Source organism: Clostridium sp. Cult2 (assembly GCF_021655075.1).
Lineage (GTDB): Bacteria > Bacillota > Clostridia > Tissierellales > Tepidimicrobiaceae > Schnuerera.
Genome location: NZ_PPXX01000056.1, coordinates 1 through 24,257 on the forward strand (window position 1 = coordinate 1; position 24,257 = coordinate 24,257).

General features: G+C 32.1%; 21 protein-coding genes and 1 riboswitch. Of the genes, 19 read left to right on the forward strand and 2 right to left on the reverse strand.

Features of this window, described 5'->3' with window-relative positions:
* Nucleotides 1-246: 246 nt before the first annotated feature.
* On the forward strand, nt 247-1,545 hold the full coding sequence (locus C3E90_RS06380; RefSeq protein ID WP_236914829.1) for a YjiH family protein: 1,299 nt from the start codon (nt 247-249) through the stop codon (nt 1,543-1,545).
* A gap of 78 nt (nt 1,546-1,623) precedes the next feature.
* On the opposite strand, the gene C3E90_RS06385 is transcribed toward C3E90_RS06380, so the two are convergent.
* Nucleotides 1,624-2,076: a ferritin-like domain-containing protein gene (locus C3E90_RS06385; RefSeq protein WP_236914830.1), complete on the reverse strand. Its 453-nt coding sequence runs from the start codon at nt 2,074-2,076 to the stop codon at nt 1,624-1,626.
* Nucleotides 2,077-2,428: 352 nt separating this feature from the next.
* Here C3E90_RS06385 and C3E90_RS06390 point away from each other — a divergent pair, with 352 nt between their 5' ends.
* From C3E90_RS06390 to C3E90_RS06405, 4 genes are all read left to right on the forward strand, one after another.
* Nucleotides 2,429-3,775 carry a 2-isopropylmalate synthase gene (locus C3E90_RS06390; protein WP_236914831.1) on the forward strand — a complete coding sequence of 449 codons (1,347 nt, stop codon included), beginning with the start codon at nt 2,429-2,431 and terminating at the stop codon, nt 3,773-3,775.
* A 20-nt stretch (nt 3,776-3,795) separates the two neighbouring features.
* Nucleotides 3,796-5,739 (forward strand): aconitate hydratase, encoded by a 1,944-nt coding sequence (locus C3E90_RS06395; protein WP_236914832.1) that lies wholly within the window; start codon nt 3,796-3,798, stop codon nt 5,737-5,739.
* Nucleotides 5,740-5,741: 2 nt separating this feature from the next.
* On the forward strand, nt 5,742-6,743 hold the full coding sequence (locus tag C3E90_RS06400) for an isocitrate/isopropylmalate dehydrogenase family protein (RefSeq protein ID WP_236914833.1): 1,002 nt from the start codon (nt 5,742-5,744) through the stop codon (nt 6,741-6,743).
* Nucleotides 6,744-6,908: 165 nt separating this feature from the next.
* Nucleotides 6,909-7,841 carry a 1-phosphofructokinase family hexose kinase gene (locus C3E90_RS06405; RefSeq protein ID WP_236914834.1) on the forward strand — a complete coding sequence of 311 codons (933 nt, stop codon included), beginning with the start codon at nt 6,909-6,911 and terminating at the stop codon, nt 7,839-7,841.
* 26 nt (nt 7,842-7,867) lie between these two features.
* Here the strand turns inward: C3E90_RS06405 and C3E90_RS06410 are convergent, their stop codons facing one another.
* A complete protein-coding gene (locus tag C3E90_RS06410) occupies nt 7,868-8,392 on the reverse strand; it encodes a nucleoside-triphosphatase (RefSeq protein ID WP_236914835.1) in 525 nt (174 codons plus the stop codon).
* Between the two features lie 141 nt (nt 8,393-8,533).
* Nucleotides 8,534-8,651, forward strand: a riboswitch (molybdenum cofactor riboswitch).
* 91 nt (nt 8,652-8,742) lie between these two features.
* Between C3E90_RS06410 and C3E90_RS06415 the strand changes: the two genes are divergently transcribed.
* The 14 genes from C3E90_RS06415 to C3E90_RS06480 all read left to right on the forward strand — a co-directional run bounded on the left by C3E90_RS06415 (nt 8,743) and on the right by C3E90_RS06480 (nt 24,197).
* On the forward strand, nt 8,743-9,891 hold the full coding sequence (locus C3E90_RS06415; RefSeq protein WP_236914836.1) for an S-layer homology domain-containing protein: 1,149 nt from the start codon (nt 8,743-8,745) through the stop codon (nt 9,889-9,891).
* A gap of 85 nt (nt 9,892-9,976) precedes the next feature.
* Nucleotides 9,977-13,951, forward strand: coding sequence for an S-layer homology domain-containing protein (locus C3E90_RS06420; RefSeq protein WP_236914837.1), 3,975 nt, complete (start codon nt 9,977-9,979; stop codon nt 13,949-13,951).
* Between the two features lie 47 nt (nt 13,952-13,998).
* The gene (locus C3E90_RS06425; protein ID WP_236914838.1) at nt 13,999-14,778 is read left to right on the forward strand and encodes a molybdopterin-dependent oxidoreductase; all 780 of its coding nucleotides are present in this window, start codon (nt 13,999-14,001) and stop codon (nt 14,776-14,778) included.
* A gap of 9 nt (nt 14,779-14,787) precedes the next feature.
* Nucleotides 14,788-16,368: an FMN-binding protein gene (locus C3E90_RS06430; protein ID WP_236914839.1), complete on the forward strand. Its 1,581-nt coding sequence runs from the start codon at nt 14,788-14,790 to the stop codon at nt 16,366-16,368.
* The gene (locus tag C3E90_RS06435; protein ID WP_236914840.1) at nt 16,365-17,543 is read left to right on the forward strand and encodes a 4Fe-4S binding protein; all 1,179 of its coding nucleotides are present in this window, start codon (nt 16,365-16,367) and stop codon (nt 17,541-17,543) included. Before C3E90_RS06430 ends, C3E90_RS06435 begins: the two co-directional genes overlap by 4 nt.
* 10 nt (nt 17,544-17,553) lie before the next feature.
* Nucleotides 17,554-18,036 carry a hypothetical protein gene (locus C3E90_RS06440; RefSeq protein ID WP_236914841.1) on the forward strand — a complete coding sequence of 161 codons (483 nt, stop codon included), beginning with the start codon at nt 17,554-17,556 and terminating at the stop codon, nt 18,034-18,036.
* 53 nt (nt 18,037-18,089) lie between these two features.
* A complete protein-coding gene (locus C3E90_RS06445; RefSeq protein ID WP_236914842.1) occupies nt 18,090-18,656 on the forward strand; it encodes an ECF transporter S component in 567 nt (188 codons plus the stop codon).
* 4 nt (nt 18,657-18,660) lie between these two features.
* Nucleotides 18,661-19,737 (forward strand): alkaline phosphatase family protein, encoded by a 1,077-nt coding sequence (locus tag C3E90_RS06450; protein WP_236914843.1) that lies wholly within the window; start codon nt 18,661-18,663, stop codon nt 19,735-19,737.
* Nucleotides 19,730-20,242, forward strand: a complete 513-nt coding sequence (locus C3E90_RS06455) for a molybdopterin-dependent oxidoreductase (protein WP_236914844.1) — start codon at nt 19,730-19,732, stop codon at nt 20,240-20,242. The genes C3E90_RS06450 and C3E90_RS06455 overlap by 8 nt, the downstream gene beginning before the upstream one ends.
* Entirely contained in the window at nt 20,239-20,922 is a 684-nt protein-coding gene (locus tag C3E90_RS06460) for an energy-coupling factor ABC transporter ATP-binding protein (protein WP_236914845.1), read from the forward strand. Before C3E90_RS06455 ends, C3E90_RS06460 begins: the two co-directional genes overlap by 4 nt.
* A gap of 5 nt (nt 20,923-20,927) precedes the next feature.
* Entirely contained in the window at nt 20,928-21,593 is a 666-nt protein-coding gene (locus C3E90_RS06465) for an energy-coupling factor ABC transporter ATP-binding protein (RefSeq protein ID WP_236914846.1), read from the forward strand.
* Nucleotides 21,577-22,317 (forward strand): energy-coupling factor transporter transmembrane component T family protein, encoded by a 741-nt coding sequence (locus tag C3E90_RS06470; protein ID WP_236914847.1) that lies wholly within the window; start codon nt 21,577-21,579, stop codon nt 22,315-22,317. The genes C3E90_RS06465 and C3E90_RS06470 overlap by 17 nt, the downstream gene beginning before the upstream one ends.
* A gap of 14 nt (nt 22,318-22,331) precedes the next feature.
* Nucleotides 22,332-23,075 (forward strand): molybdopterin-guanine dinucleotide biosynthesis protein B, encoded by a 744-nt coding sequence (gene mobB / locus C3E90_RS06475; protein WP_236914848.1) that lies wholly within the window; start codon nt 22,332-22,334, stop codon nt 23,073-23,075.
* Between the two features lie 222 nt (nt 23,076-23,297).
* Nucleotides 23,298-24,197: a DegV family protein gene (locus tag C3E90_RS06480; RefSeq protein WP_236914849.1), complete on the forward strand. Its 900-nt coding sequence runs from the start codon at nt 23,298-23,300 to the stop codon at nt 24,195-24,197.
* Nucleotides 24,198-24,257: the final 60 nt, after the last annotated feature.

The following is a 24,257-nucleotide window of genomic DNA, read 5'->3' on the forward strand; positions in this document are numbered from 1 at the left end:
AAGAAATGAAAACTCAATAGAAACATGCATTGAATACAATAAGCAATTTAAAGATACAAATCATATTACCATACCCTACTTACCTGATGAAGATTTAATAAAGAAATTGGTAGATGAGAAATATGAATAAATAAAGTTAAAAAACGGATAAAAGGAGACTATAATAATTTAATAAAAAAATCATTAATAAAAGACATGCTATTTTACAAAATGATTAATAAATAAAATCTTGAAAGGGATGATAGTATGGCAAAAAAGCATGATGGTATTAAAGTATTTAAATTTATCCTCTATGCAGCAATTGGAATTTTTATGTTCTTTGTACCTATCACTGTAAATGGAAAAAGCTCTATTCCACTAGACCATATTGTTAGCTATATTCAAACTATTCCTTACTATGGACCAATATATTCAGGCCTAATAGTTGCTATTGGTGGAATACTACCATTTATCAACAAAACCTGGAACAAAGATAGGACTACAACTGTTTTTTCAATTATCAAGCTATTGGGTATCCTGTTTGTTTTTATGGCGATTTTCAATGCAGGTCCAGCTTTCTTAATGAGAGATGATGTAATCCCATTTATCCACAAGAAAATAGTTATTTCTGTTACTACAATAGTACCCATAGGTTCAATCTTCCTTGCATTCTTAGTTAATTATGGTTTGATGGAATTTATAGGTGTTTTTATGCAACCTATAATGAGACCCATTTGGAAAACTCCAGGTAGGTCTGCAATAGACGCTGTAGCATCCTTTGTGGGTAGTTATTCACTAGCCTTACTTATTACAGATAGAGTATATCAAGAGGGAAAATATACTGGGAAAGAAGCTGCAATAATTGCAACAGGGTTTTCAACGGTATCAGCTACTTTTATGATTATTGTGGCTAAAACCTTAGGTCTAATGGACCATTGGCTATTATATTTTTGGTTAACTTTAATTATTACTTTCGTGGTAACAGCTATAACAGCTCGAATTTATCCATTAAGTAAAAAACCGGAAATATATTATAATAATCAAGAAGGATATCCAGAAAAATTGGCTGAAGGAAATAGGGCTAAAATGGCTTTGGAAGAAGGAATGGAGGCTTTTGATGAAGCACCTACAGTAGTAGAAAGCATTATAGAAAATTTCAAATCTGGTATAAGATTGGCTTTATCAATTGGACCATTGCTTATGTCTGTTGGAGTAATAGGAATAGTATTAGCGGAATATACACCATTATTTGATATAGTGGGTTATATTTTCTATCCATTTACCCTGTTAACACGTGTTCCAGAACCCCTATTAGCAGCAAAGGCAAATGCTCTAAGTATAGCTGAAATGTTTCTACCAGCATTGCTTGTAACAGAAGCGCCTATGATTACTAGGTTCCTTATTGCAATAGTGAGTGTATCAGAAATTTTATTTTTCTCAGCTTCAATTCCATGTATGATGGCAACTCAGATACCACTTACAATGAAAGACTATATTATAATATGGGTAGAAAGAGTAATATTATCTATACTTATAGCAGCACCAATACTACATTTAATTTTATAATCAATAAACTGAATATATTATTAGGCATTGGATTTAATTAAAAAACATCTTCTAATTAGAAGATGTTTTTTATCTTTATTATATAGTATTATATAATGTACTAAACATAGTTGCATGTTGTAATTCATCTACCATTGCATAATAGAATGTATCTCTAATTAATTTATCTGTAGTGGAAAGTTGAATATTTCTATAAAATTCTCCAGCTTTCAATTCATCTTCTAAAGCCATTAATATTCCTTCCTTATAACTGGAATAGACAACAGGTGTTATATTATATTGAGGCATTTGACCTGTCAAATAGCAATAAAGCCTTATGAAAGCGTGCAAATGCTCTAATTCATCATCTCGTGCATGCTCTATAAATTCCCTATGCAAATCATCTGGTGCTTCTTGCAATAATCTTGAATAAAATTCTGCTGCAGTTGCTTCTCCTACAATAGCTTCATAAACATTTCGAATTATTTGATGCAAGTAGTTTGGTCCTAATAATGGAAGTTGTGGTATTTGAATATAATCATATCTATACATTATTTTTCCCCCTTTAATTAATATGGTTCCATATATAATATTCAAAATTAATATTAATGTGAAAACTCCATCTACAATTAATTATATAGAAATGCAAGAAAAAAAATAAAACTTGCAAAATACTATTGCAATTATATTTTCTTTATGTTAAAATTGTTTCAATTATTGTTTTTGAGAAATATAGTCCTGAGTGATAATAGGGTAAAAATAAAGATAATAAGAGAGGTGCATTAATTAACGATTATTCATCACTATAGTTGATAAAAAATTCTCAAAAAAATACCAATTTTGAAAATGAAATACATAATATAATAACTTGCAAATAATTGCAATAATTAAGGGGGAAAATAAAATGGATTATTATGGAATTGATACTTTAAGGCCAAATCTTTTTAAGGATGTATTTCCTTATGAAGAGATTCCAAAGGTTAAATTTAATAATATACAATTACCAATGGAAATTCCTAAAAACATATGGATTACAGATACTACTTTTAGAGATGGTCAACAATCTATGTCTTCTATGACAGCAGAACAGATGGTAAGGATATTTGATTATCTACATGAATTAGATAATGGTTCTGGAATTATTAGACAAACAGAATTCTTTTTGTATTCTGAGAAGGATAGAAAAGCAGTAGAAAAATGTATGACTAGAGGATATGATTTTCCACAGATAACCTCATGGATTAGAGCTAATAAGGATGATTTTAAATTGGTAAAGGAAATGGGGATAAAAGAAACTGGAATTCTCATGTCCTGTTCCGATTATCATATATTCCATAAATTGAATATGACCAGAAAGGAAGCTATGTATACTTATCTTTCTATTGCAGAAAGCGCTTTAGAAAATGGTATAACTCCTAGGTGCCATTTTGAGGATATAACTAGGGCGGATTTCTTCGGATTTGTAGCCCCATTGGCAAAAAATTTGATGAAATTATCTAAAGAATACAATATACCGGTGAAAATAAGAGCCTGCGATACTTTAGGAGTTGGAATACCATATGTAGGAGTTGAATTACCTAGATCTGTACCTGCTCTTATCCACGGATTGAGGTATTATTGTAATGTACCTTCAGAGTCCATAGAATGGCATGGGCACAATGATTTTAATAAAGTAGTTGTAAACTCTACTACATCTTGGCTATATGGAGGTTCTTCTGTTAATGCTACCTTATTTGGAATTGGAGAAAGGACTGGCAATTGTCCTTTAGAATCTATGGTATTTGAATATGCACAAGTAAAAGGTGAAACCAAAAATATGAATCTAAAAATAATTGCCGATATTGCAGATTATTTTGAAAAAGAGTTAAATTACAAAGTACCTGCTAGAACTCCTTTTGTAGGTAGCGAATTCAATGTAACTAGGGCTGGTATCCATGCAGATGGAATGCTTAAAAACAAAGAGATATATAATAGTTTTGACACAGAGAAGGTTTTAGGCAGACCTCCATTGGTAGCGGTAAATTCTTATTCTGGATTGGCTGGTATTGCTGCATGGATAAATGGTTATTTTAGATTAGATGGCTCAGGCAAAATTAATAAAAACGATTCAAGAATTGTTGCCATAAAAAAATGGATTGATGATGAATATGCTAATGGAAGGACTTCAAATATTAGAAATGATGAATTAAAGGAATTAGTTTTTAAATATATCCCAAATATTTTAAATAAAGAAGATACTAAAGCAATTTAGATATAACTGGAGGTAGAAGGATGGGATTAACAGTAGCGGAAAAGATAATGAAAGAGCATTTAGTAATTGGAGAGTTAAAGAGAGGAAAGGAAATAGGATTAAAAATAGACCAGACATTAACCCAAGATTCAACTGGGACTATGGCTTATTTGCAATTTGAGGCTTTAGGTGTTGATAGGGTAAAGACTAAGAAATCTGTTGCTTATATTGATCATAATTTACTACAAACGGGGCCAGAGAATGCAGACGACCACTTATATATTCAGAGGATTGCAAAAAAATATGGTATATACTTTTCCAAGGCAGGGAATGGAATATGTCATCAGGTACATCTAGAAAGGTTTGGCATTCCTGGTCAAACCCTTCTAGGTTCAGATAGTCACACACCTACTGGCGGAGGATTGGGAATGTTAAGCTTTGGTGCTGGTGGGTTAGATGTGGCGGTGGCTATGGCGGGAAGAGAGTATTATATAACTATGCCCTATATAGTTAAGGTGGAACTAAAGGGCAAATTAAGATTAGGGGTGTCTGCTAAAGATATTATATTAGAAGTATTAAGAAGATATGAGGTGAAAGGTGGATTAAATAAGATATTTGAATACTCAGGACAGGGAATCAAATACCTATCTGTACCTGAAAGAGCAACTATAACCAATATGGGAGCAGAATTAGGGGCGACTACATCCATATTTCCCTCTGACGAGATAACCTATAGATTTTTAAAGGCCCAAGGTAGAGAAAAAGATTATATTAATATAGAAGCTGATGATAATGCTTTCTATGATGAGATTATAACTATTGATATGGATAAACTAGAACCTTTAATAGCTTGTCCTCACAGTCCAGATAATGTGGTTCCTGTATCATCATTGGAAAAAACTAAGGTTAATCAAGTAGCCATAGGGAGCTGTACCAATTCTTCTTATGTAGATTTGATGAAGGTGGCAAAGATTTTAGAAGGAAAGACCATAGATGAGGAGGTTTCCTTGGTTATTTCTCCTGGGTCAAAACAAGTGTTAAATATGTTAGCTGAAAATGGGGCTTTATCTAAACTTATTTCATCAGGAGCTAGAATATTGGAATCAGGGTGTGGACCTTGTATTGGCATGGGACAATCCCCTAATACGGATGGAGTCTCTTTGAGGACTTTTAATAGAAATTTCAAAGGTAGATGTGGAACTGTTTCTGCTAAAGTATATTTAGCAAGTCCAGAAGTAGCTGCAGTTTCTGCTTTAACTGGCTATATTACCAGTCCTGAAGAATATGTGAAGGATATTAATATAGATATGCCAGATAAGTTTTTAATTAATGATAATTTAATAATTAGTCCAGCAGAAGATAAGGAGGAAGTGGAAATTATACGAGGACCAAATATTAAACCCTTTCCTAAATCAAAGGCCATAGGAGAATCTATAAGGGGAAAAGTCCTTATAAAATTGGGAGATGATATAACTACTGATCATATAATGCCTTCCAATGCAAAACTTCTTCCTTATAGATCAAACATTCCATATTTATCAGACTATTGTTTAGTACCGTGTGACCCAGAATTTCCCAAAAGAGCTAGGGACAATAAGGGAGGTATTATTGTAGCAGGATTTAATTATGGTCAAGGTTCTAGTCGGGAACATGCAGCATTAGTACCCTTGTATTTGCGAATTAAAGCCATAATAGCTAAGTCCTTTGCTAGAATACACAAGCAAAACCTGATTAATAATGGAATACTTCCTTTAGTATTCAATAATGAAGATGATTTCAATTGTATAAATGGTCTTGATGATTTAATAATAGATAATATTTTGGAACAAATAGAGGAAGATAAAGTAATAATTAAAAATATAACTAAAGGTGGAGAATATATTTTAGATTTAGACATTACTGAAAGACAAAGGGAAATACTTAAAGCAGGCGGGTTATTAAATATGATAAAAAATAATTTTAAAGAACATCTGAAAGGGGAATAGACATGACTTATAACATAACTTTGATTCCTGGGGATGGGATAGGACCAGAGGTTATTTCTGCTGCAGTAGAGGTTATGGAAGCCACAGGAGTAAATATTAAATGGGAAAAAGTAGTAGCTGGAGCTAATGCTATGGAATCTGAAGGGACTCCTCTTCCAGATTATGTTATTAATAGTATTGAGAAAAACAAAGTAGTATTAAAAGGGCCTATAACTACGCCTATAGGACAGGGATTTAGAAGCGTTAATGTAAGGTTAAGAAAAAAATTGAATTTATTTGCAAATATAAGACCTATTAAATCCTTTGATGGAGTCTATAGCTTTCATAAAGATGTAGATTTAATTATAGTGAGGGAAAACACAGAGGATCTTTATGCAGGCATAGAACGTATGATAGACCAAAATAAGGCAGAGAGTATTAAGATTATCACAAGACAGGCTAGTGAAAGAATATGTAAATATGCATTCCAAATGGCTAGAAATCTAAATAGAAAAAAAGTTACTCTAGTCCATAAGGCTAATATTATGAAACTATCTGATGGGTTGTTTTTAGAATGTGGAAGAAAAATTGCTAAAGATTATCAAGATATAGAATTCCAAGAGATGATAGTAGATGCCATGAGTATGAAACTAGTTCAATTTCCTCAAGATTATGATGTAATATTAGCTCCTAATCTATATGGAGATATACTATCCGATTTAGCAGCAGGACTTATAGGAGGACTAGGATTAGCCCCTGGAGCTAACCTAGGGGAAGATATTGCAGTATTTGAACCTGTCCATGGTTCTGCATTGGATATTGCCAATAAAAACATGGCAAATCCTACATCAGCTATGCTATCTGGGGTAATGATGTTAAAACATATTGGCGAATTTGAGGCAGCAGATAAAATAGAAAAAGCTCTATCTAAGGTCCTAAAAGACAAAGCAAGTAGGACTATGGATTTAGGAGGGAAACAAGGAACCAAGGAGTTTACAAAAAAGGTTATTGAAAGTATGAAATAGAAAATGTAAAGTCAGGTGAGTTATTAATTAGGTTAGAATAGATGGAATGAATTGCTAATCCCCTCTATAAATATCGTAAGACAGATAGTAATAAATAGAATAAAATTTGTAGAAGTCAAAATAGAAGATAAATATGGTATAATGTAGAAAAAGGGGGGATTAGCTTTGATTCTCACCATTACTTTGAATCCTTCTATTGATAGAAGGTATAGTATTAAAGGTTTTGAAAAAGGTAGAGTTTTTAGAGCTACAGATGTTCAATTTACTGTTGGTGGTAATGGATTAAATGTAACTAAAGTAATAAATGCTTTCAACGAACCTGTAATGGCTACTGGATTTCTAGGTGGGAGAAGCGGTGAATATATAAAAGAACAACTGGACGCTACGGGAATTAAACATAACTTTGTGTCTATCAATGGAGAGACTAGAAGCTGTTTAGCAATTCTTTCTGATGATGGTAGCCAAACGGAAATATTAGAAAAGGGACCTTCCATATCAGGAGAAGATGTTTTAGAGTTTTATGAACTATATAGGGAACTCATTAAAGAGGTGGATATAATATGTGCATCTGGGAGTTTACCTCATGGTTTACCTCCTGAAACCTATGGAAATCTAATTATAATGGCTAGAGAAGCTGGGAAAAAGTTTTTCCTAGATACTAGTGGGGAGGCCTTGAAATATGGAGTAGAAGCTGCACCTTTTCTAGTGAAACCTAATAGAGAAGAATTAGAGGGTTTAATGGGCTGCAAAATTGATTCGGAAAGAGAGATTATTCAAGCGGGAAAATATATGTTAGAGAATGATATTAATATAGTAATGATATCGTTAGGAGAAGAAGGAGCAATAGTTTTTCATAATGGATACATCTATAGAATAAGGGTTCCTAAAGTTAAGGCTGTAAATCCAGTAGGGTCTGGTGACGCTATGATAGGTGGCTTTGTGGCTTCTTTATATAGAGATTATGATTTTGAATTTATTCTAAAAGTAGCAGCTGCTTGTGGTACAGCTAATGCCATGGAAGCTGAAACTGGAAAAGTGGATATGATTAATATGAAAAGAATAATGAATGAAATAATAATTACTAGATCCAAGTTTTAATCATCTTAGACTTGGATTCTTTTGTTTTAACAATTTGTTTTATGTATGAAACTTTCCAGTATATTAATAATATGGTCAAGTATATAGTCTCTGTTTTCTTCAGTAATTCTAATTATTATAACATCATCTCGACTTCTAATATCATTCAGGAAACTGCAATAATCATCTTTCAAAATGCCAAATACTATTTTTTTGCTATTTAATAATTCAAAGACTTTGGATGTAAAAATATCTATATCATTTTCTACACACCCTAGTTCATCTAGGACTATTAAATCTCTATGTTTTAAACTTTTATCTAGTATTGAGATAACTCCATTTTCAAAAGCTTCCATAAACCCTTCTTTGGAATTATCTCTAGAGTCAACTCGCACAATTATGTATTCTTCCATATTATCATATAATGATTTAACAATATATTTTCTATAATATCCTTCAAATATTCTTTCTGTAACATATCCTCCTATGGATAGGTTTAATTCTTTTAATGCATTTTTTAAAATTGTAGATTTACCTACTCCAATTTTTCCAGTTAAAAAAAGATTATTCACAAAATACACCTCTTCATTAATTTGGTCTATAGACAATAGTTTAACATATTTACAAAACAAATGGAAAAATAATTCTTTAGGCTTATTTCTATTGATATACCACTTTACATGAGTAAACAAGTATGTTAAAGTATTAATTAAGAAATAGAGAATCTCCGAGTATTTTAACCTGTAAACTTAGTTTATGGTTAACTTACCGATAGGGTTTGATTGGAAACGGTTAAGCCTCCTGATGGAAAGGAGAAATTTATTTAAAGCAGCATTTCCATTGGGAATGCTGCTTTGTTTATATATTTGATTTAATTAATATTCATAATAATAAATATAAAAATTAGAAAGGTGGATGAAATATGTTTAACAGAAAATTGAAGTTAGTTACATTAGTATTGGCAATGGTATTAATATTGTCCCAAGGAGTTGTATTAGCAGAGAATGCTGAAGGTTTTGCAGTTGAGATTGTAGGAGAAGGTGTAGAAACGGAATTGAAATTATCCCTTGCTGATTTAAAAGCTATGCCAGAGGAAGCTCAAATCAATGAAGAATACATATATAACAGTAAGGGTGGAGAAAAATCTGCATTAGTTAAAGGGGTTAGCCTTGCTTATGTTTTAAAAGAAAAAGCAGGTGTAACTGCAGAAAATGCAGAAGTATTATTTGAAGCCTCTGATGGATATCCAATCGATCCACAGACATTAGAAGATATATTTAACGAAGATTTGAAATTTGTTTTGGCTTATGAAATTAATGGTGAAGTAATTGATAATGATGACGACCCAGATAATGAAGAAATAGTTATTTACAGAAAGCTTAAAGAACCTGGTGAATTTGGTACAGTATATAAGATGGTAGTGAAAATAACTGTTGGAGAGGCTATTGAAGCAACAGAAGATGAAAAACCTGTTGAAGAAGAACCTAAACCAGAAGAAGTAAAAGATATAGTTTTTACGGATATAACAGCAGAATATGAATTTGCTGCAAGAGCAATAGATGAGCTTGCTAAAAAAGGAATAATTGATGGAATTGGTAATAATAAATATGCTCCAGAAAAAGAATTTACTAGAGCTCAATTTTGCAAGATTATGGTGGAAGCTTTAGGATATGATAAGGTTGAATATACTGGTGAATTTACCGATGTAAAGGCTGAAGATTGGTTTGCTCCATATGTACAAGCAGCTATTAATAATGGTTTGTTTACAGGGTATACAGATGGAACTTTTAGACCAGATCAACCTATAATTAGGCAAGAAATAGCAGCAGTAGCTGGAAGAGCTGCTGTAATTGCTGAGATAGTACCTCAAGCTAAAATGGATAAGTTCGTAATGGAAAAATCAAACTTTGCAGATAAGGATTTAATTCCTGATTGGGCAGAAAATGAAGTAGCTTGGCTTGAAGCTCAAGGAGTATTTGAAAATGTAGCCACAGATAATTTCGAACCTGAAAAGATTGTAAATCGAGCAGAAGCAGCTGTTATTGTATATAACGCTTTATTTCAAGAATAAAGTATAAAGTTAGAGTAATTAATAAAAGGGACAAAGAGCGATGGCATTAGCTTTCGCTCTTTTGAGTAATCTAAAGGAGGTTTTTATGATAGGCTATAATAAGATTAAAAAAATAAAATTCCTTGCATTTTTATTGGCATTTGGAATGATTTTATCACAGGTAACCTTCTTTATTGACTCCGTTGAAGCAGCAGCTTTAGACTTATTAATTACAGGGACAGGAGTTAATGAAGAAGTAAGAATTACAGAATCTGATTGGTCAAAATTTAAGATGGTGGAAAGGGTTTACTCTGGAAATAATAGCTTTAATTTTCATAAAATCATTAAAGCAAAGGGCTATGATTTGTTTGAATTAATTGGCAAGAACAATTTAAAAACAGATGAGGATTATGAGGTTAAATTTACATGTTCAGATGGGTTTGAATTTACAAAATCTATAAATCAATTAAGGGATGCCTATTGTTTTAGTAATTTTACTGAGGCAAGTAAAACAATAGTGGAACCCATGATAGCCAAGTTTACAGCAGTATTGGCTGATTATTCAGAGGATAGTTTTTCACCTCCAATAACATGGAAGGATAGAGCTTTAACAGAAAAGGATTTGGATAAAGGTTTTCCAAAGGTAGTATTTGGTCAAATTAATATAGATGATATGAATCTATCCAAATGGGGGAAAGAAGTTGTAAAAATAACCATTGGTGAAGATAGACCATCTGATGAGAGTAATAAAGGGATAGGCCTAGATTCATCCTATAAGCATATTAGCTATGATGGTGCACCTTATAATATCGATGCCATAACGGGAGCAACCTTTACCATTGAAGGCCCTGGTGTTGAAGGCTATAGAGCAATATCCTTGAGACAGATAGAAGAGGATGTAGATGGTCATGAGCAAGGTACATACTATGAAAAGGTAGATGGAAATGTCGTTGAAAATACCTATGAGGGAATCAATGGGAAATATTTGATAGATAATTATGTAAAGGTTACATCTAAAGCTGGAAATGTAATATTTAAAGATAAATCAAGGAAAACCATACTTACTATACCAATAGCAGAAGCAGAGGATTATCTGATAGCCTTTGGAATCAATGGGGTTCCTCTTGTATATTTAGATACAGATGTAGGATATAAAGCTGATAAATACAATGATAATGGATGTTTTAAGTTAGTTTATAAGCAAGATGAATCCAAAGCAAAGGAATTTTCCAATGTGGCATATATCTATATTGAGGAAAAGGATGCCAAAAATATCTATGAACATACTTATCCTCCCTATGACAATCCTAAATATACGGATTATGAAATTATTATCCATGGAGATAAAATGAATAAGGAAGTTAGATATAAAGTATCAGACATAGAAGCCATGGAGGATATAAAATACGAAGATGAATATAGTCTTTCCAATAGTGAATATTTTTGGTATTACAATAAATATAAAGGAGTTCCTCTATGGGATTTACTTCTTAAAGCAGGAATAGACCCTAATATTGATAAAGATACTAGTATTCAGTTTATAGCAGCGGATAATTATAATTTTCCTCCTATGACCATTGGAGAAATAAAGGATAATTCTTTATATGGATATTATGAGAAAAATGCAGAAGATGTAGGAGATGGCACCTACGATGGTTCTAAAGAAAAGCCACTACATACAGGAATGCCTATCCTTGTGGCATATGGCTTTAATGGATATCCTTATGTAGTAAGGCCTACAGATGAAGGTTTTAATCCTGGTCTTGGCAATGATGGAGGGCCTTTAAGAGTTATATTTGGAAAAACAAGCTATAATGATACAAATGGTTCAAATCAAGTTCAGTTTATAAAGGAAATAATCATTGGAGGGGGCAACCCAATATCAACAGGAACTGAAGTAAAAACTGGTGACGGAGAAACTACCCAAAAGGATATAGATAAAAGTTCAACTTGGAATCACAATCAAGGAGTATATACCGAATACCTTGATATGCCAGTATTACGGGTTACTGGTTCTCAAGTGAAGGAACCTATGACCTTTACATTAAGGCAAATTGAATCAATGCTAACATATGCAATAAGAGATACCTATACAGGTGATGGTATTCGTGATTTTGAAGGAATAGTTTTATGGGATTTAATATCCAAGGTTGTAGGATTAAAGGATGATGTGGAAATACCGAGTGTAAGAGTATTTAGCGGACAAAATTATAATCAGATATTAAGAAGTAGCGAACAGCTTATGAAGGGTGTACTGAATTCTAATAATCAGATAAAGAAAATTATATTGGCATACGCAGTGGATGGTTATCCTCTTGTTCCTAATGAAAGCGATATAGGGTATGCAAATAACAATGCATATGGTCCATTAAGATTAATAATTGAGGAAAGCAAATCTATGTGGGTAAAATGGACAGATTGTATTGTTGTAGGAAGTGGAGATTATGAAGAACCTAGGATAGAAGATGTTAAGGAGTTAAATCTTCCTGAACTACCAGGACCTGAAAAGGATACGTTAGATTTAGGGGAGAAAATATGGATAACATATAAAAACGATACTGGAAAAGAGTTACCAGAAGCAAGTGTTAGAAGCATGGAATACGACAAAAATGGAAACCTATGGATAGGAACCAACAATGGTGGGCTTTCAGTTAGAACTCCAGAGGGGAAATGGACTACTATAAAGGAAATAAAAACTGAAAATGCAGGTACTGTTAAGGTAGATACATCCTATGCAATAGTTCAAAGGGAAAATGGAGAGCTTTGGATAACCCTAGGAGGACCTATAACACCCCAAGGTATATTGGTGAAAACCAATGAAACCTGGAAACTTTTAAATACGGATAATTCATTGCTTCCAGCAGCCTTTGTCCAGGAACTAGAATTAGATGGAAATGGTGGGTTATGGATAGGTACACAAAATGGTGTTGTATATGTAGATAAGAATGATAAGTGGACAGTTTATACGGAAAAAGAGGGACTTTTGCCTTACTCTGTTGATGCTTTAGAACCCGATGGAGAAGGAGGAGCCTGGATAGGTTATTATCCTGATGTAAAAGGTGATGAAGAAAATCCTATTTACATTGGGGGCTACCAGCACTTGGCAGCAGATGGAACTGTTACAACCTATGAAGGCTTTGACAATACTAATTTTAATCTAAACTGGATAAGAAGCATATCCATAGATGATAAAGGTGGAGTATGGGTTGTAAGGTCCGGCAACGCACCTGGTTTTGGACATGGAGAAGTGGATTATATATTAAATGGTGAAAGGACTGTTTACACAGCAAAAGAGCTGTACCCATCAATAACTGAAGATGACGATATAAGGTTGGTTTTAGCAGATAAGGAAAATGAGGGAACCCTTTATATTGCAACAACTGCCAGTGGTGTAATCAAAACTGAAGGAATTGGCAAAGTAACTAAAATAATTGATGGAACTAATTATTTCCCATCCAAGAAATGGAACAACGTCTATTATATAGATTTGGATAATGAAAATCTATTTGTTGGAACAAATGGTGGTGCAGCAGTTTATTGTGATGCAAAAACCTTTGAAGATATAAAATCCCATTGGGCTAATGAAGAAATTAAGGAAATGGCTACTATGGGCTATGTAAATGGAAGCTATGGAAAGTACAGACCAGATGATAATATTACAAGAGCTGAGTTTATAGCTATTATGGTTAGAATATTGGGACTTGATAAATCTGAAACAGTGAACATACCATTTAGCGATGTAAAACCAACAGACTGGTTTGCAAAAGATGTGGCATTGGCTGCAAAGAATGGAGTAATTAAAGGATATGAGGATGGCACATTCAAACCTAATGCTCCAATTAAGAGACAAGAAATATGTGAAATTTTAGGCCTTATCTTAAATGAAAAGCTGACTGATGACCAGGTAGAAAGCATATTATCTACTTATGATGATAAGGTGGAAGAATGGGCAAAATCATCGGTGGCAGCAGTGGTGAAGGCAGAGATTGTCAAGGGATTCTCCAATAATACTATTGGTGGACAGTTCAACTCCACAAGGGCTGAAGCTGCAGTAATATTATTGAGATTTTTAAAATATTAACAATGGGCAATAGGACTTGTTCCTATTGCCTGATTTAGGAGGGTTGTATGAAAAAATTTCAAACCATTAATTTATTGATTATTTTAATTTTAGCTATTTCCCTTAGCTTAACAGGGTGCAAATCAAAAACAGAGAATAATGAAGTTTCTATAGACACAGAAAAAGAGCAGGAAACAGAGAAAGATATTACCATAGAAGAAGAAACTACTGAAGAAGACTCAAATATTGAAGAGGAATTAGAAGAAGAACAAGAAGACGATGAAGAAATAAAATCGCAAGACAATAAGGCAGTAGAAGAAGCTTCAGAAAAGTCGGAGGATGTAAGTGAAGAATCAAAAGATGGAGAAGAAGCTGAAGATAAGCCAGCAGATGAAGATGAAAATGTTTTAAAAATAGAGGGTAATGTAGGTAGTGAGAAATCATTAAACTTAAGGGATTTAAAAGCCATGGAAAATATAATTTTTGAAGGAGAATATTATTCTATAAACAATTTTGGGACTACGGCACACACAAATTTTAAAGGAGTCAATCTATGGAAATTACTTGAACAAGAAGCTCAAATATCTTCAGCTGCAACAAAGGTTACTATTCTTGCAATAGATGGATACAAAATGGAGTTTACAATTGAACAGGTTAAAAAACAGGACTATATTGATGAAACAAACCCTCAGGCAAAGTTTCCTATGATTATTGCTTGGGAAGAAAATGGTGAAGAATATGATTCTGAAGATGGACCTCCATTTAAGCTGGTAGTAGGCCAGAAGGAAGCTGGAGATGTAAATAAACCTCAGTGGGTTTCTAATATTGACAAAATAATAGTAGAGTAGGGTAGAGATATGATGAAAAACAGGAAATTTTATTTAATATTTATTATTATTATTGTAGCTGTAGTTGGTATGTTTTTTTTCTTCAATAATCCAGAAACGGAAGAGGAACTTAAGGTAAAAGCCCTTTATCCCCAAGCCAAAAAAGTTAATATTATAAAGGATATTTCTGATGATTTATTTATCTCTTTAAATTTCCCAGCTGTAAAGAGAGCATATGAAGTTGATGGGGAGATAAAGGCCTATGTAGTTAGTTGTATAGGATATTCTGGTCCAATTGATGTTCTGGTAGCAATTGACAGTGAAAGTGATGAATTGATAGGTATAGATATATTGGATCACGAAGAGTCATTAGACTATGCCGAACATATTGAATCTGATTGGTTTTTAGAGAGGTTCAGGAATATAGTAATTGATAAATACTTGAATCTTGTGGTTTTAGATAAGGAAAATCCTGAAGATATAATCCAAGTGACTGGAGCAACTATTAGCTCTCAAGCAGTGGTTAATGCTGTAAATGCTGCAATTGGAGCCTATCAGTATAATATCAATAATGTAAAAATGGAAAAGGTACCTGATGTTGTTCCTCAGGAAATGTGGCAACAGGATACAAATAGCTTTGCTATAAATTGGGGGGATAAGTCTCTTAGAATAGATACTGATAAAATTAAGGAATATGAACAGGTAACAAAGGAAGTAGTATTAATCAATACTACAGGAACAGAGACTACAATGAAGGTTAAGGGTCCAACTCTTCGCCATGTTTTGGAAACAGAAGGTATGGATTTAAGTGATTATGAAGGTGTAGGAATTACTGGCCGAGATGGATATTATACTATGATTGATAGAGAAAAATTAGAGACTAATGATTTAATTTTGTCCTGGGAGGTTAATGGTAAAGTCCTCAAAGAAGATGAAAAGCCTGTAAGATTGGCGGTCACTAATGAATTAGGACCATATTGGGTTAAGATGGTTTCTAATATTGATTTATACAGTGAAATATCTCCTAAAGACATCGATAAAGTTCATATGTTTGAATCCTTAACAGAGGATATTGAGCCTTATTACTATGAGTATTATGGAAACAAAGATAAATCCATTGAAGTAGGACAGATTTTAAGAAAATTTGATGCAGTAGATGAAAAAGGATTTTTTACTATGGCTGCTTCCGATGGGTTGATTAAAAATGAAACTATTTCTTTAGTTAGACAAAGATACTTCATCAAGGTTGAGGGAGAAAATGCTCCTATGAACATTGCTCCAAACTTCAAACTTGGTATGAATGTAAAGAATATGACTCATTTTTCCACAACTAAGGATGCAGTAATATTTCCTGAAAAAATGGCTGAAGTAGTTAGAACAAAAGGCATAAATGGTATGGAAGGGTTGTTACTGGAGGATGTATTGCTAACAGCAGGTATGAGATGGACTGAGGAGAATCAATTTGTTTTAATAAGTAAAGACGATTCAAAGAGGGAGATATCCTTAGAGGAAATGCTAAATTCTTATATAATAAAAGATGGTAATCAGATAATTTTGTATCATAAAGAAAAGGAATTAATAAAAGATTTGTTAAGGATTGAAAAAAAATGAAATTAAAAAAACGAAGCCTTATACAAATAGTTTCTACTATATTAGTAATATTAATTTGTATAACATATTACCTATATATTAATGATACTATCAATTGGAAAATACTATCCCTTGGGGATATTAATCCCTATGGAGGTTGGAGTGCATTAAAATATTCCTTTACAGATTTATCCTATAGATGGAGGGGTATTTCTAAGTCAATTGCCCTTACAATTGGAATATCCGTTACTGCTCTATTAATGGGTAGATTCTTTTGTGGTTTTATCTGTCCAATTGGAGCCTTGCAGGATTTCTTTAAATACATAGGGACAAAACTAGAAATTAGGGAAAGAAAGCTTCCAAAGGGGAAAGGTTTTAGTCCTGAAATATTGAAATACTTTGTATTATTGATGGTTTTGATATTGAGTATTTTAGGGCTAGGGAATCTTATTTCTCCCTATTCTCCTTGGTTAGCTTATTTAAATTTTTTTCTAGGTCTAAATCTTAATTTAGGTTTTTTAGTATTACTATTTATAATGGTGTCCTCACTATTTATTAGAAGAGTTTTTTGTAGAATTTTATGTCCCCTTGGAGCTTATCAAAGCCTTCTGTCAGCCATTGGGCCAATGAGGATTAATAGGAATGAAGAATGTAATGGGTGCACTTATTGTTTAAAGAACTGTCCTGCCCATATAGAAAGACCAATTGGAATGGAAATTTCTCCTGAATGTATTAGATGTTTGGAATGTATAGAAACCACTTGTATAAAAGGGACAGAGGGTTATTCATTAAAACTTACAAAATTTAATATAGAAAATAAAAGGTATATAATCCTTGGTATTATTCTATTGGTCAGCATTTATTCCTTTCTTCCATTGACTAATCCAAATCCTAGTTTTCAATCAATGGCTGAAATAGGTAGTCTAAAGGATGGAGTCTATATTGGAACAGGTATTGGTTTTGGCGGCCCAATGGAGGTAAAATTAATGGTTAAGGATAATAGAATCGGAAAGATTAATATTGTAAACCATAGAGAAACCACAGGGTATTATGAAGAGGTATTCAAAACTATTTCTAAGGAGATAGTTGAAACTCAAAATTTTAATGTAGATGTAATTAGTGGTGCTACAACAACGAGTAGGGGATTTTTAAATGCAGTTAAAAGTGGAATTAGCCAGGCCTTAGAAAGTGAATAAGGAGGTTACTATGAATATTAAAAGGATTATACCAATAATAGTTGTAATTGGAATTATACTCATATTAAGTTTTTCTACTAAAGAAGATATATCTATAAAAATCATACAAGGAGAAAATCAACAAATTGTTGAAAGGGATTTTATATATAACCATCCTGATTCCGTAAGTTTTCCTGCTGTAGTAAGGAGTAGCGGCAAAAAACCTGTTGAAACGGAATATAAAGGTGTTGAAATATCCAAATTTTTCTCTTCATTGAATATAGATATATCCAATAATGAAAAAATAACTTTTAATGCCACAGATGGATATAGAATAATTTTAAGCATAGAGGAGATAAAAGAACCAAATAATGTTTATTTAACTTTCGAAAGAGATGGAGAACCGTTGAAATCAAAGAAGCAAGGGGGGAATGGTCCTTTTCAATTGGTAATAAGACAGGACCCATTCAGCCAACGTTGGATTAAACATGTATATGAGATTATTTTAGATTAGCAAATATATATATTATATTGATATTAAGCTATCAATCAATTGGAGGCAATAATATGCTTAAGAAATTAGTTGGTAGATTTTCTGTATTTGAAATAATCGTTATTGCTCTTATGGCAACTTTAGGGATAGCAACGAAACCTGTCATTGTACCTCTTGCCCATATTATAACTGGGCCCCTCTATATTCCTGGAGGGGCAGTTGCAGGTGGATTGTATATGATGTGGATTGTTTTAGGAGTTGGCTTGATAGGAAGAGTAGGGGTTGCTACTTTAATATCCATAGTACAAGCAATAATGGTAGTCAGTTTGGGTATTTATGGTACCCATGGAATTGTAAGTTTTATTACATATATACTTCCTGGACTAGTAGTAGATTTATACATTTTTATAGTTAGACCAAAAAAGTTTCAAAGGGGCCATTTATTTATATGTGGAATATTAGCCAATATTAGTGGAACTTTTTTAGTTAATGTGGTTTTCTTCAGGTTACCTTTAGTACCCTTAATATTGACTTTAGCAGTAGCTAGCTTATCAGGAGGAATAGGTGGTTTGATAGCTTATACAATCCTTAACAAATTAAAGAAGAATGATGTATTGGAAAATTTAATTAATAGGGGATGATATAATGGATAATAAACATATTATAACATTTATTATACTTGTTGTAATAATATTGAGTGCATCAGCATGTCCAAAATCCACTTCTAATGATGTAAACCACGATTCTTCTTTTGATAGAAAGGATATTGGAATGAATATAATTGATAGTGAAAATAATATTAAAAATATCCCAGTATTTAACAAAAGAAAGGTATTTACATTAGAAGATATACTTGAAGAAAAAATAAAAAATGCTATAGTCATGGGAGCCTTGGGTGAAATTAAACCTATTGAAGAATATGGATGTTTCGAATCAAATGAAAGTTCAATAGATTATATAAATAAGGATGGACAAATAATTGTTAAAGAAGCAATTGGGGTTATTGTTAATCCTCCTATGAATAGTATAATGAACTCCTATTATGACATGTTAAGTTTTTTAGAAGAAGGAGAAGATGTATTATTTATTTTATTAGATGGATTTGGTTATCATCAGTATCAATATGCATTTGAAAATGGTTTTTTACCTTTTTTAGGGAAACAGCCTAAAATTAACAAAGCTTTATCAGTATATAAACCTGTAACCAATGCAGGATTAGCTGCTATAATAACTGGCAAATCTCCTGCAGAAAATGGAGTACATTCTAGAAAACAGAGAGAATTAGAAACAGATTCTATTTTCAAAGTTGTTGAAGATTTAGATAAAAAAGCTTTATACATTGAAGGGAATATAGGAATATTAAAGACAGAAATTGAACCAGTGTTAAATCTAGATAATAATGGAGATGGATTTACTGATGATGAAGTATATAAATCTACTATGGAAGCAATGGGAAAAGATTATAATTTAGTGTTTACACATTTCCATGGAATAGATGATTCAGGGCATACCTATGGAGATTTGTCCTTAGAAACCATGGAATTTATTAAAAGAGTGGATGCCTATGTTGAAGAAATCGCATCCAAATGGAAGGGTAAAATTATAATAACTGCTGACCATGGTATGCATTCTACAGAGTATGGAGGAGACCATGGAGAATTTAGATACGAGGATATGGTGGTTCCCTATATAATTATGGATGGGGGGAATCAATTTGAGTAATAAAACTATAGGAATAATAATATTTATTCTAATTATTATTATGGGGGTTTTTGCCTTTATGAATAGGGATATAGCAAAGGATAATAGGGAAGCACATGAAAATGCAGAAATAATAATAAAAGGTGATGGTTTAGAAGCTAAACTAACCTTTGAAGAAATAGGCCAACTGGGAGAAGAAGAATTTAATGCTGTTTTAGATACCAGTGATAGTGATCCAAAAGAACATAAATATACTGGTATACCCTTAGTGAACATAATTGAAGAAGCTGGAATTACTATTGAAGATAAAAAACAGGTAATAATAAGGGGAATAGATGGATACACCGTAGCTATAAGTATTCAGGATGTAATGGATGAAGATAATGTATATTTAGCATATAAGCTAAATGGAAAGCTTTTAAGGAGTAAAGAAGAAGGAGGTAGCGGTCCTTATCAAATAATTATTAGAGAAGATGAATTTAGTCAAAGATGGTGTAAATTTGTTGTGGAGATGGAACTAAAATGATAAATCCTATAGAAATACATAATCTATATTTTAAATATAATACTAACTCTGATTATATATTAAAGGGAGTGGATTTAACATTATTTAAAGGAGAGATTCTAGCTTTAGTAGGTTTAAGTGGAAGTGGTAAAAGTACATTATTAAATATTATGTGCGGAATAATACCTCATATCCGTAAAGGTGAAATTAATGGTGAAGTTAAACTATGGGGAAAGGATATTAAGAATTTAAAGATAGCGGATATTACTAAAAGAGTTGGAATAGTATTCCAAGATCCAGATACTCAGCTCTTTTCTCCTACTGTTGAAGATGAGATAGCTTTTGGTCCAGAGAATCTAATGGTAGATAGGGAAGAGATAGGAGAACGAATAAAAAGAGTACTCAAAATAGTTAACATGGAAGACTATAGGTATGAAAACCCCAACAATTTATCAGGGGGGCAAAAACAATTAATAGCCATTGCTGCAATTTTAGCTATGGAATCAGATATTTTACTATTGGATGAAGTTTTATCCCAAATAGATGATGAGGGGAAGAAGAAAATAAAGGACGTAATATTAAATTTAAAAAAAGAAGGAAGAACCATAGTATTGGTTGAACATGATTTTAATAATTTAAGTTTAGCGGACAGGGTGTTGGAACTAAAGAAGGGTAATTTAAAAGAATTTAAAGGCTGGTGAATAGGTTGAACTTCATAGAATTAAGGAATGTATATTTTGGATATAAAAAGGGAAAGCCAATAATTAATAATCTAAGCTTAATAATCAGGAAAGATGAAGTTACAACCATATTAGGACCAAATGGAAGCGGTAAGACTACTTTAGGAAAACTGATGATGGGAATTTTAAAGCCTATAAATGGACAAGTCTATATTTCAAATGAAGATATTTCTGAAAGGACCTTAGCCCAAATAGGTAGTAAAATAGGCTATTTGTTTCAAAATCCGGAAAAGCATTTTTTTTGTAATACTGTAGAAGAGGAATTAGGGTTTGTACTAAGGTTTAAGGGATTTAGTGAAGCCTATTTAATGGAGAGAGTGGAAGGACTATTAAAATTATTACAATTAGAAGATGTAAGAAAATCTTCACCCTTACTCCTAAGTCAAGGAGAAAAGCAAAGGCTTGCTATTGCAACAATATTGGTTAATAATCCAGAGTATTTAATACTAGATGAACCTACTACTGGACTTGATGTGGAAAGGAAAAAGATATTAATTGAATTATTAAAGGAATTAATAGAAAAAGGTATTGGTATGACTATTATAAGTCATGACCATTTCTTTGTAGAAGAACTTTCCCATCGAGTGATAAAGATTCATAGAGGTGAAATTATCCATGACCAAAGGATATAAATTAGACCCAAGGACTAAACTGATTATTGTACTGTGTATCTCCACTTTAGGGATAATAATTAAAGATATCCTTTCTCTTGCTGTAATATTAGTATTAACTATTTTCATTGCTAAATCTTTTAATGTAGATTTAAAAAGAAGCCTAAAAAAGATACAGAGACTTGTGTATTTAATAATAGTTATTGCAATAATCCAGAGTATATTTTCTTCAGAGGGAAAAGCTCTTTTTTCCATTGGAAACTTTATAGTTTTGAGTACCAGTGGTTTGGAAAAGGGTTTACAATTCATATTGCGAATGATGATAATAATATTTTCAGCTACAATTATTACCACTTCCAATTCCAGGGAAATAATCCAAGGCTTTGTCCAATGGGGATTACCTTATGATATAGCTTTTATGGTAGCTATTGGTATTAGGTTTTTACCCATATTGACTGAGGAGATTAAAGATTCACTGACTGCTATTCAACTTAGGGGGATTGAAATAAATAATATTCCAATTAAGAAAAGAATTAGCATATATTCCTATATATTTAACCCTATATTAGTAGGAACTATATTGAAAGCAGAAAAACTTTCAACAACAATTGAGATGAGGGGATTTAGGGCTTATGATAGTCGTACAAGCTATTTAGTTTTAAAAATGTCCAAATGGGATTATTTTATAATTTTTATAAGTATTATTTTTACTATTTGCTATATTGCTTTTAATATTTTTAGATAACTGGAGGGAAATAGATGAGAGTTTTTTCAGTAGTTGGAATTACACAATCAGGCAAGACTACAACCATAGAGAATATTATTAAGGAATTGAGAAAGAGAAAGTATTCTGTAGGCTCAGTGAAAGAAATACATTTTGAAAAGTTTGCTATTGATACTGAAGGAACAAACACATATAGACATAAAAAGGCTGGTTCCCAGTTGGTAACTGCCAGAGGCTATTATGAAACAGATATACTTTTTCAAGAAAAGCTTAGCATAGATGAGGTTTTAAAGCTTTATAGCCATGATTTTGTTGTATTAGAAGGGGTTACGGATTCTAACGCACCAAAAATAATAGCTGCCCATGATGAAAAGGAGGTATTGGAAAGATTGGATGATTTGGTATTTGCCATATCAGGTAGGATGTCTAATACAATAGATGAATTTAAAGGCATCCCTGTTATTAATACCATGGACAATGTAGAAAGATTGGTGGATTTAATTGAAGAAAAAGTTTATGATAAATTACCAGACTTTCCTGAAGAATGCTGTAATGGATGTGGTTATAATTGTAGACAATTAGGTGCTATGATATTAAAAGGTAAAGCTAAAAGAGAAGATTGTATATTAAATAGATCAAAAGTTAAACTTCAAATTGATGGAAAAGAAGTAGACATGGTTCCATTTGTACAAAATATTCTGTTTAATACTGTATTAGGAGTTGTCAAGGAATTAAAAGGTTATGAGCAAGGGAAGGAAATAAGCATTAAGATTATGTAAAGAATGACATATAAATTTACTAGTACATATCAAATTCCATACCTTATTATTTTAAACGAAACAATATCTAAGTGCATAATAGGGAAATAAATCCAAATTAAATGTAAAATTATTGTCAAAGGTATGTTATAATATTCAGTATAATATGACAATTATAGATGTAAAACGACATTACAAGAAATTGTCAATAGTTAAATAATATTGGTAAGGAGATAGATCATTATGACAAAAATTATTATGGATAGCACATCTGATTTACCTGACAGTATAATTGAAGAATATGATATAGATATTTTACCTCTTAGAGTATATATAGATGATAAGGAATACTTAGATAAAGTTACTATTACAGTTGAAGAAGTATATGATGCAATGAGAAGAGGTATATGTCCTATAACTTCACTACCAAATCCTAAGAAAACCTATGATTTATTTAAAAAATATGCTTCTAAAGGCATAGATTTTATCTATTATTCTTTTTCTTCAAAATTATCTAGCACATATGAAAAATCATATCTAATTATTCAAAGGCTTAGAGAAGAGTTTCCAAATGTTAAAATGGAGATAATAGATACAAAATCTGGTTCCTTTGCTTCTGGCTTGATAGCTTTACAAGGAGCTATATTAGCAGAGTTAGGCAATAAATTTGAAGATATAGTTAAAGCTTCAAAAGAACAAATACAGCATATAGAACATGTATTTACTATTGATGATTTAAGCTGGCTTTTAAAAGGCGGAAGGATTAGTAAAAGTGGAGCAATAATAGGAAAAGCTTTAAATATTAAACCAATTTTAGATGTTCAAGAAGGCAAAATGATAGTAATTAAAAAAATAAGAGGTAGAAAAAGAGCATTAAACACATTAGTAGATATAGTTTATCAAAGGGCTAAAGAATTTCCCAACCAAATTATAGGTATAACCCATGCTGATGATTTAAAAACTGCTTTGGAGATAAAGGATATGATAATTGAAAAAATAGGAGAAAATAGTAATATATTAATAGAGAAAATAGGCAGTGTGCTAGGCTCCCATTTAGGAATAGGTGGCGTTGGAGTGTTTTTCTTCAACAAAAAGCCTGAATCTTATGGGACAACGGGGACGGTTCTCACTGTCCCAAAATAAATACAAAACACTAATTTAAGGAACTCTTTCAAAGAGTTCTTTTTTGTATAATAAAAATTA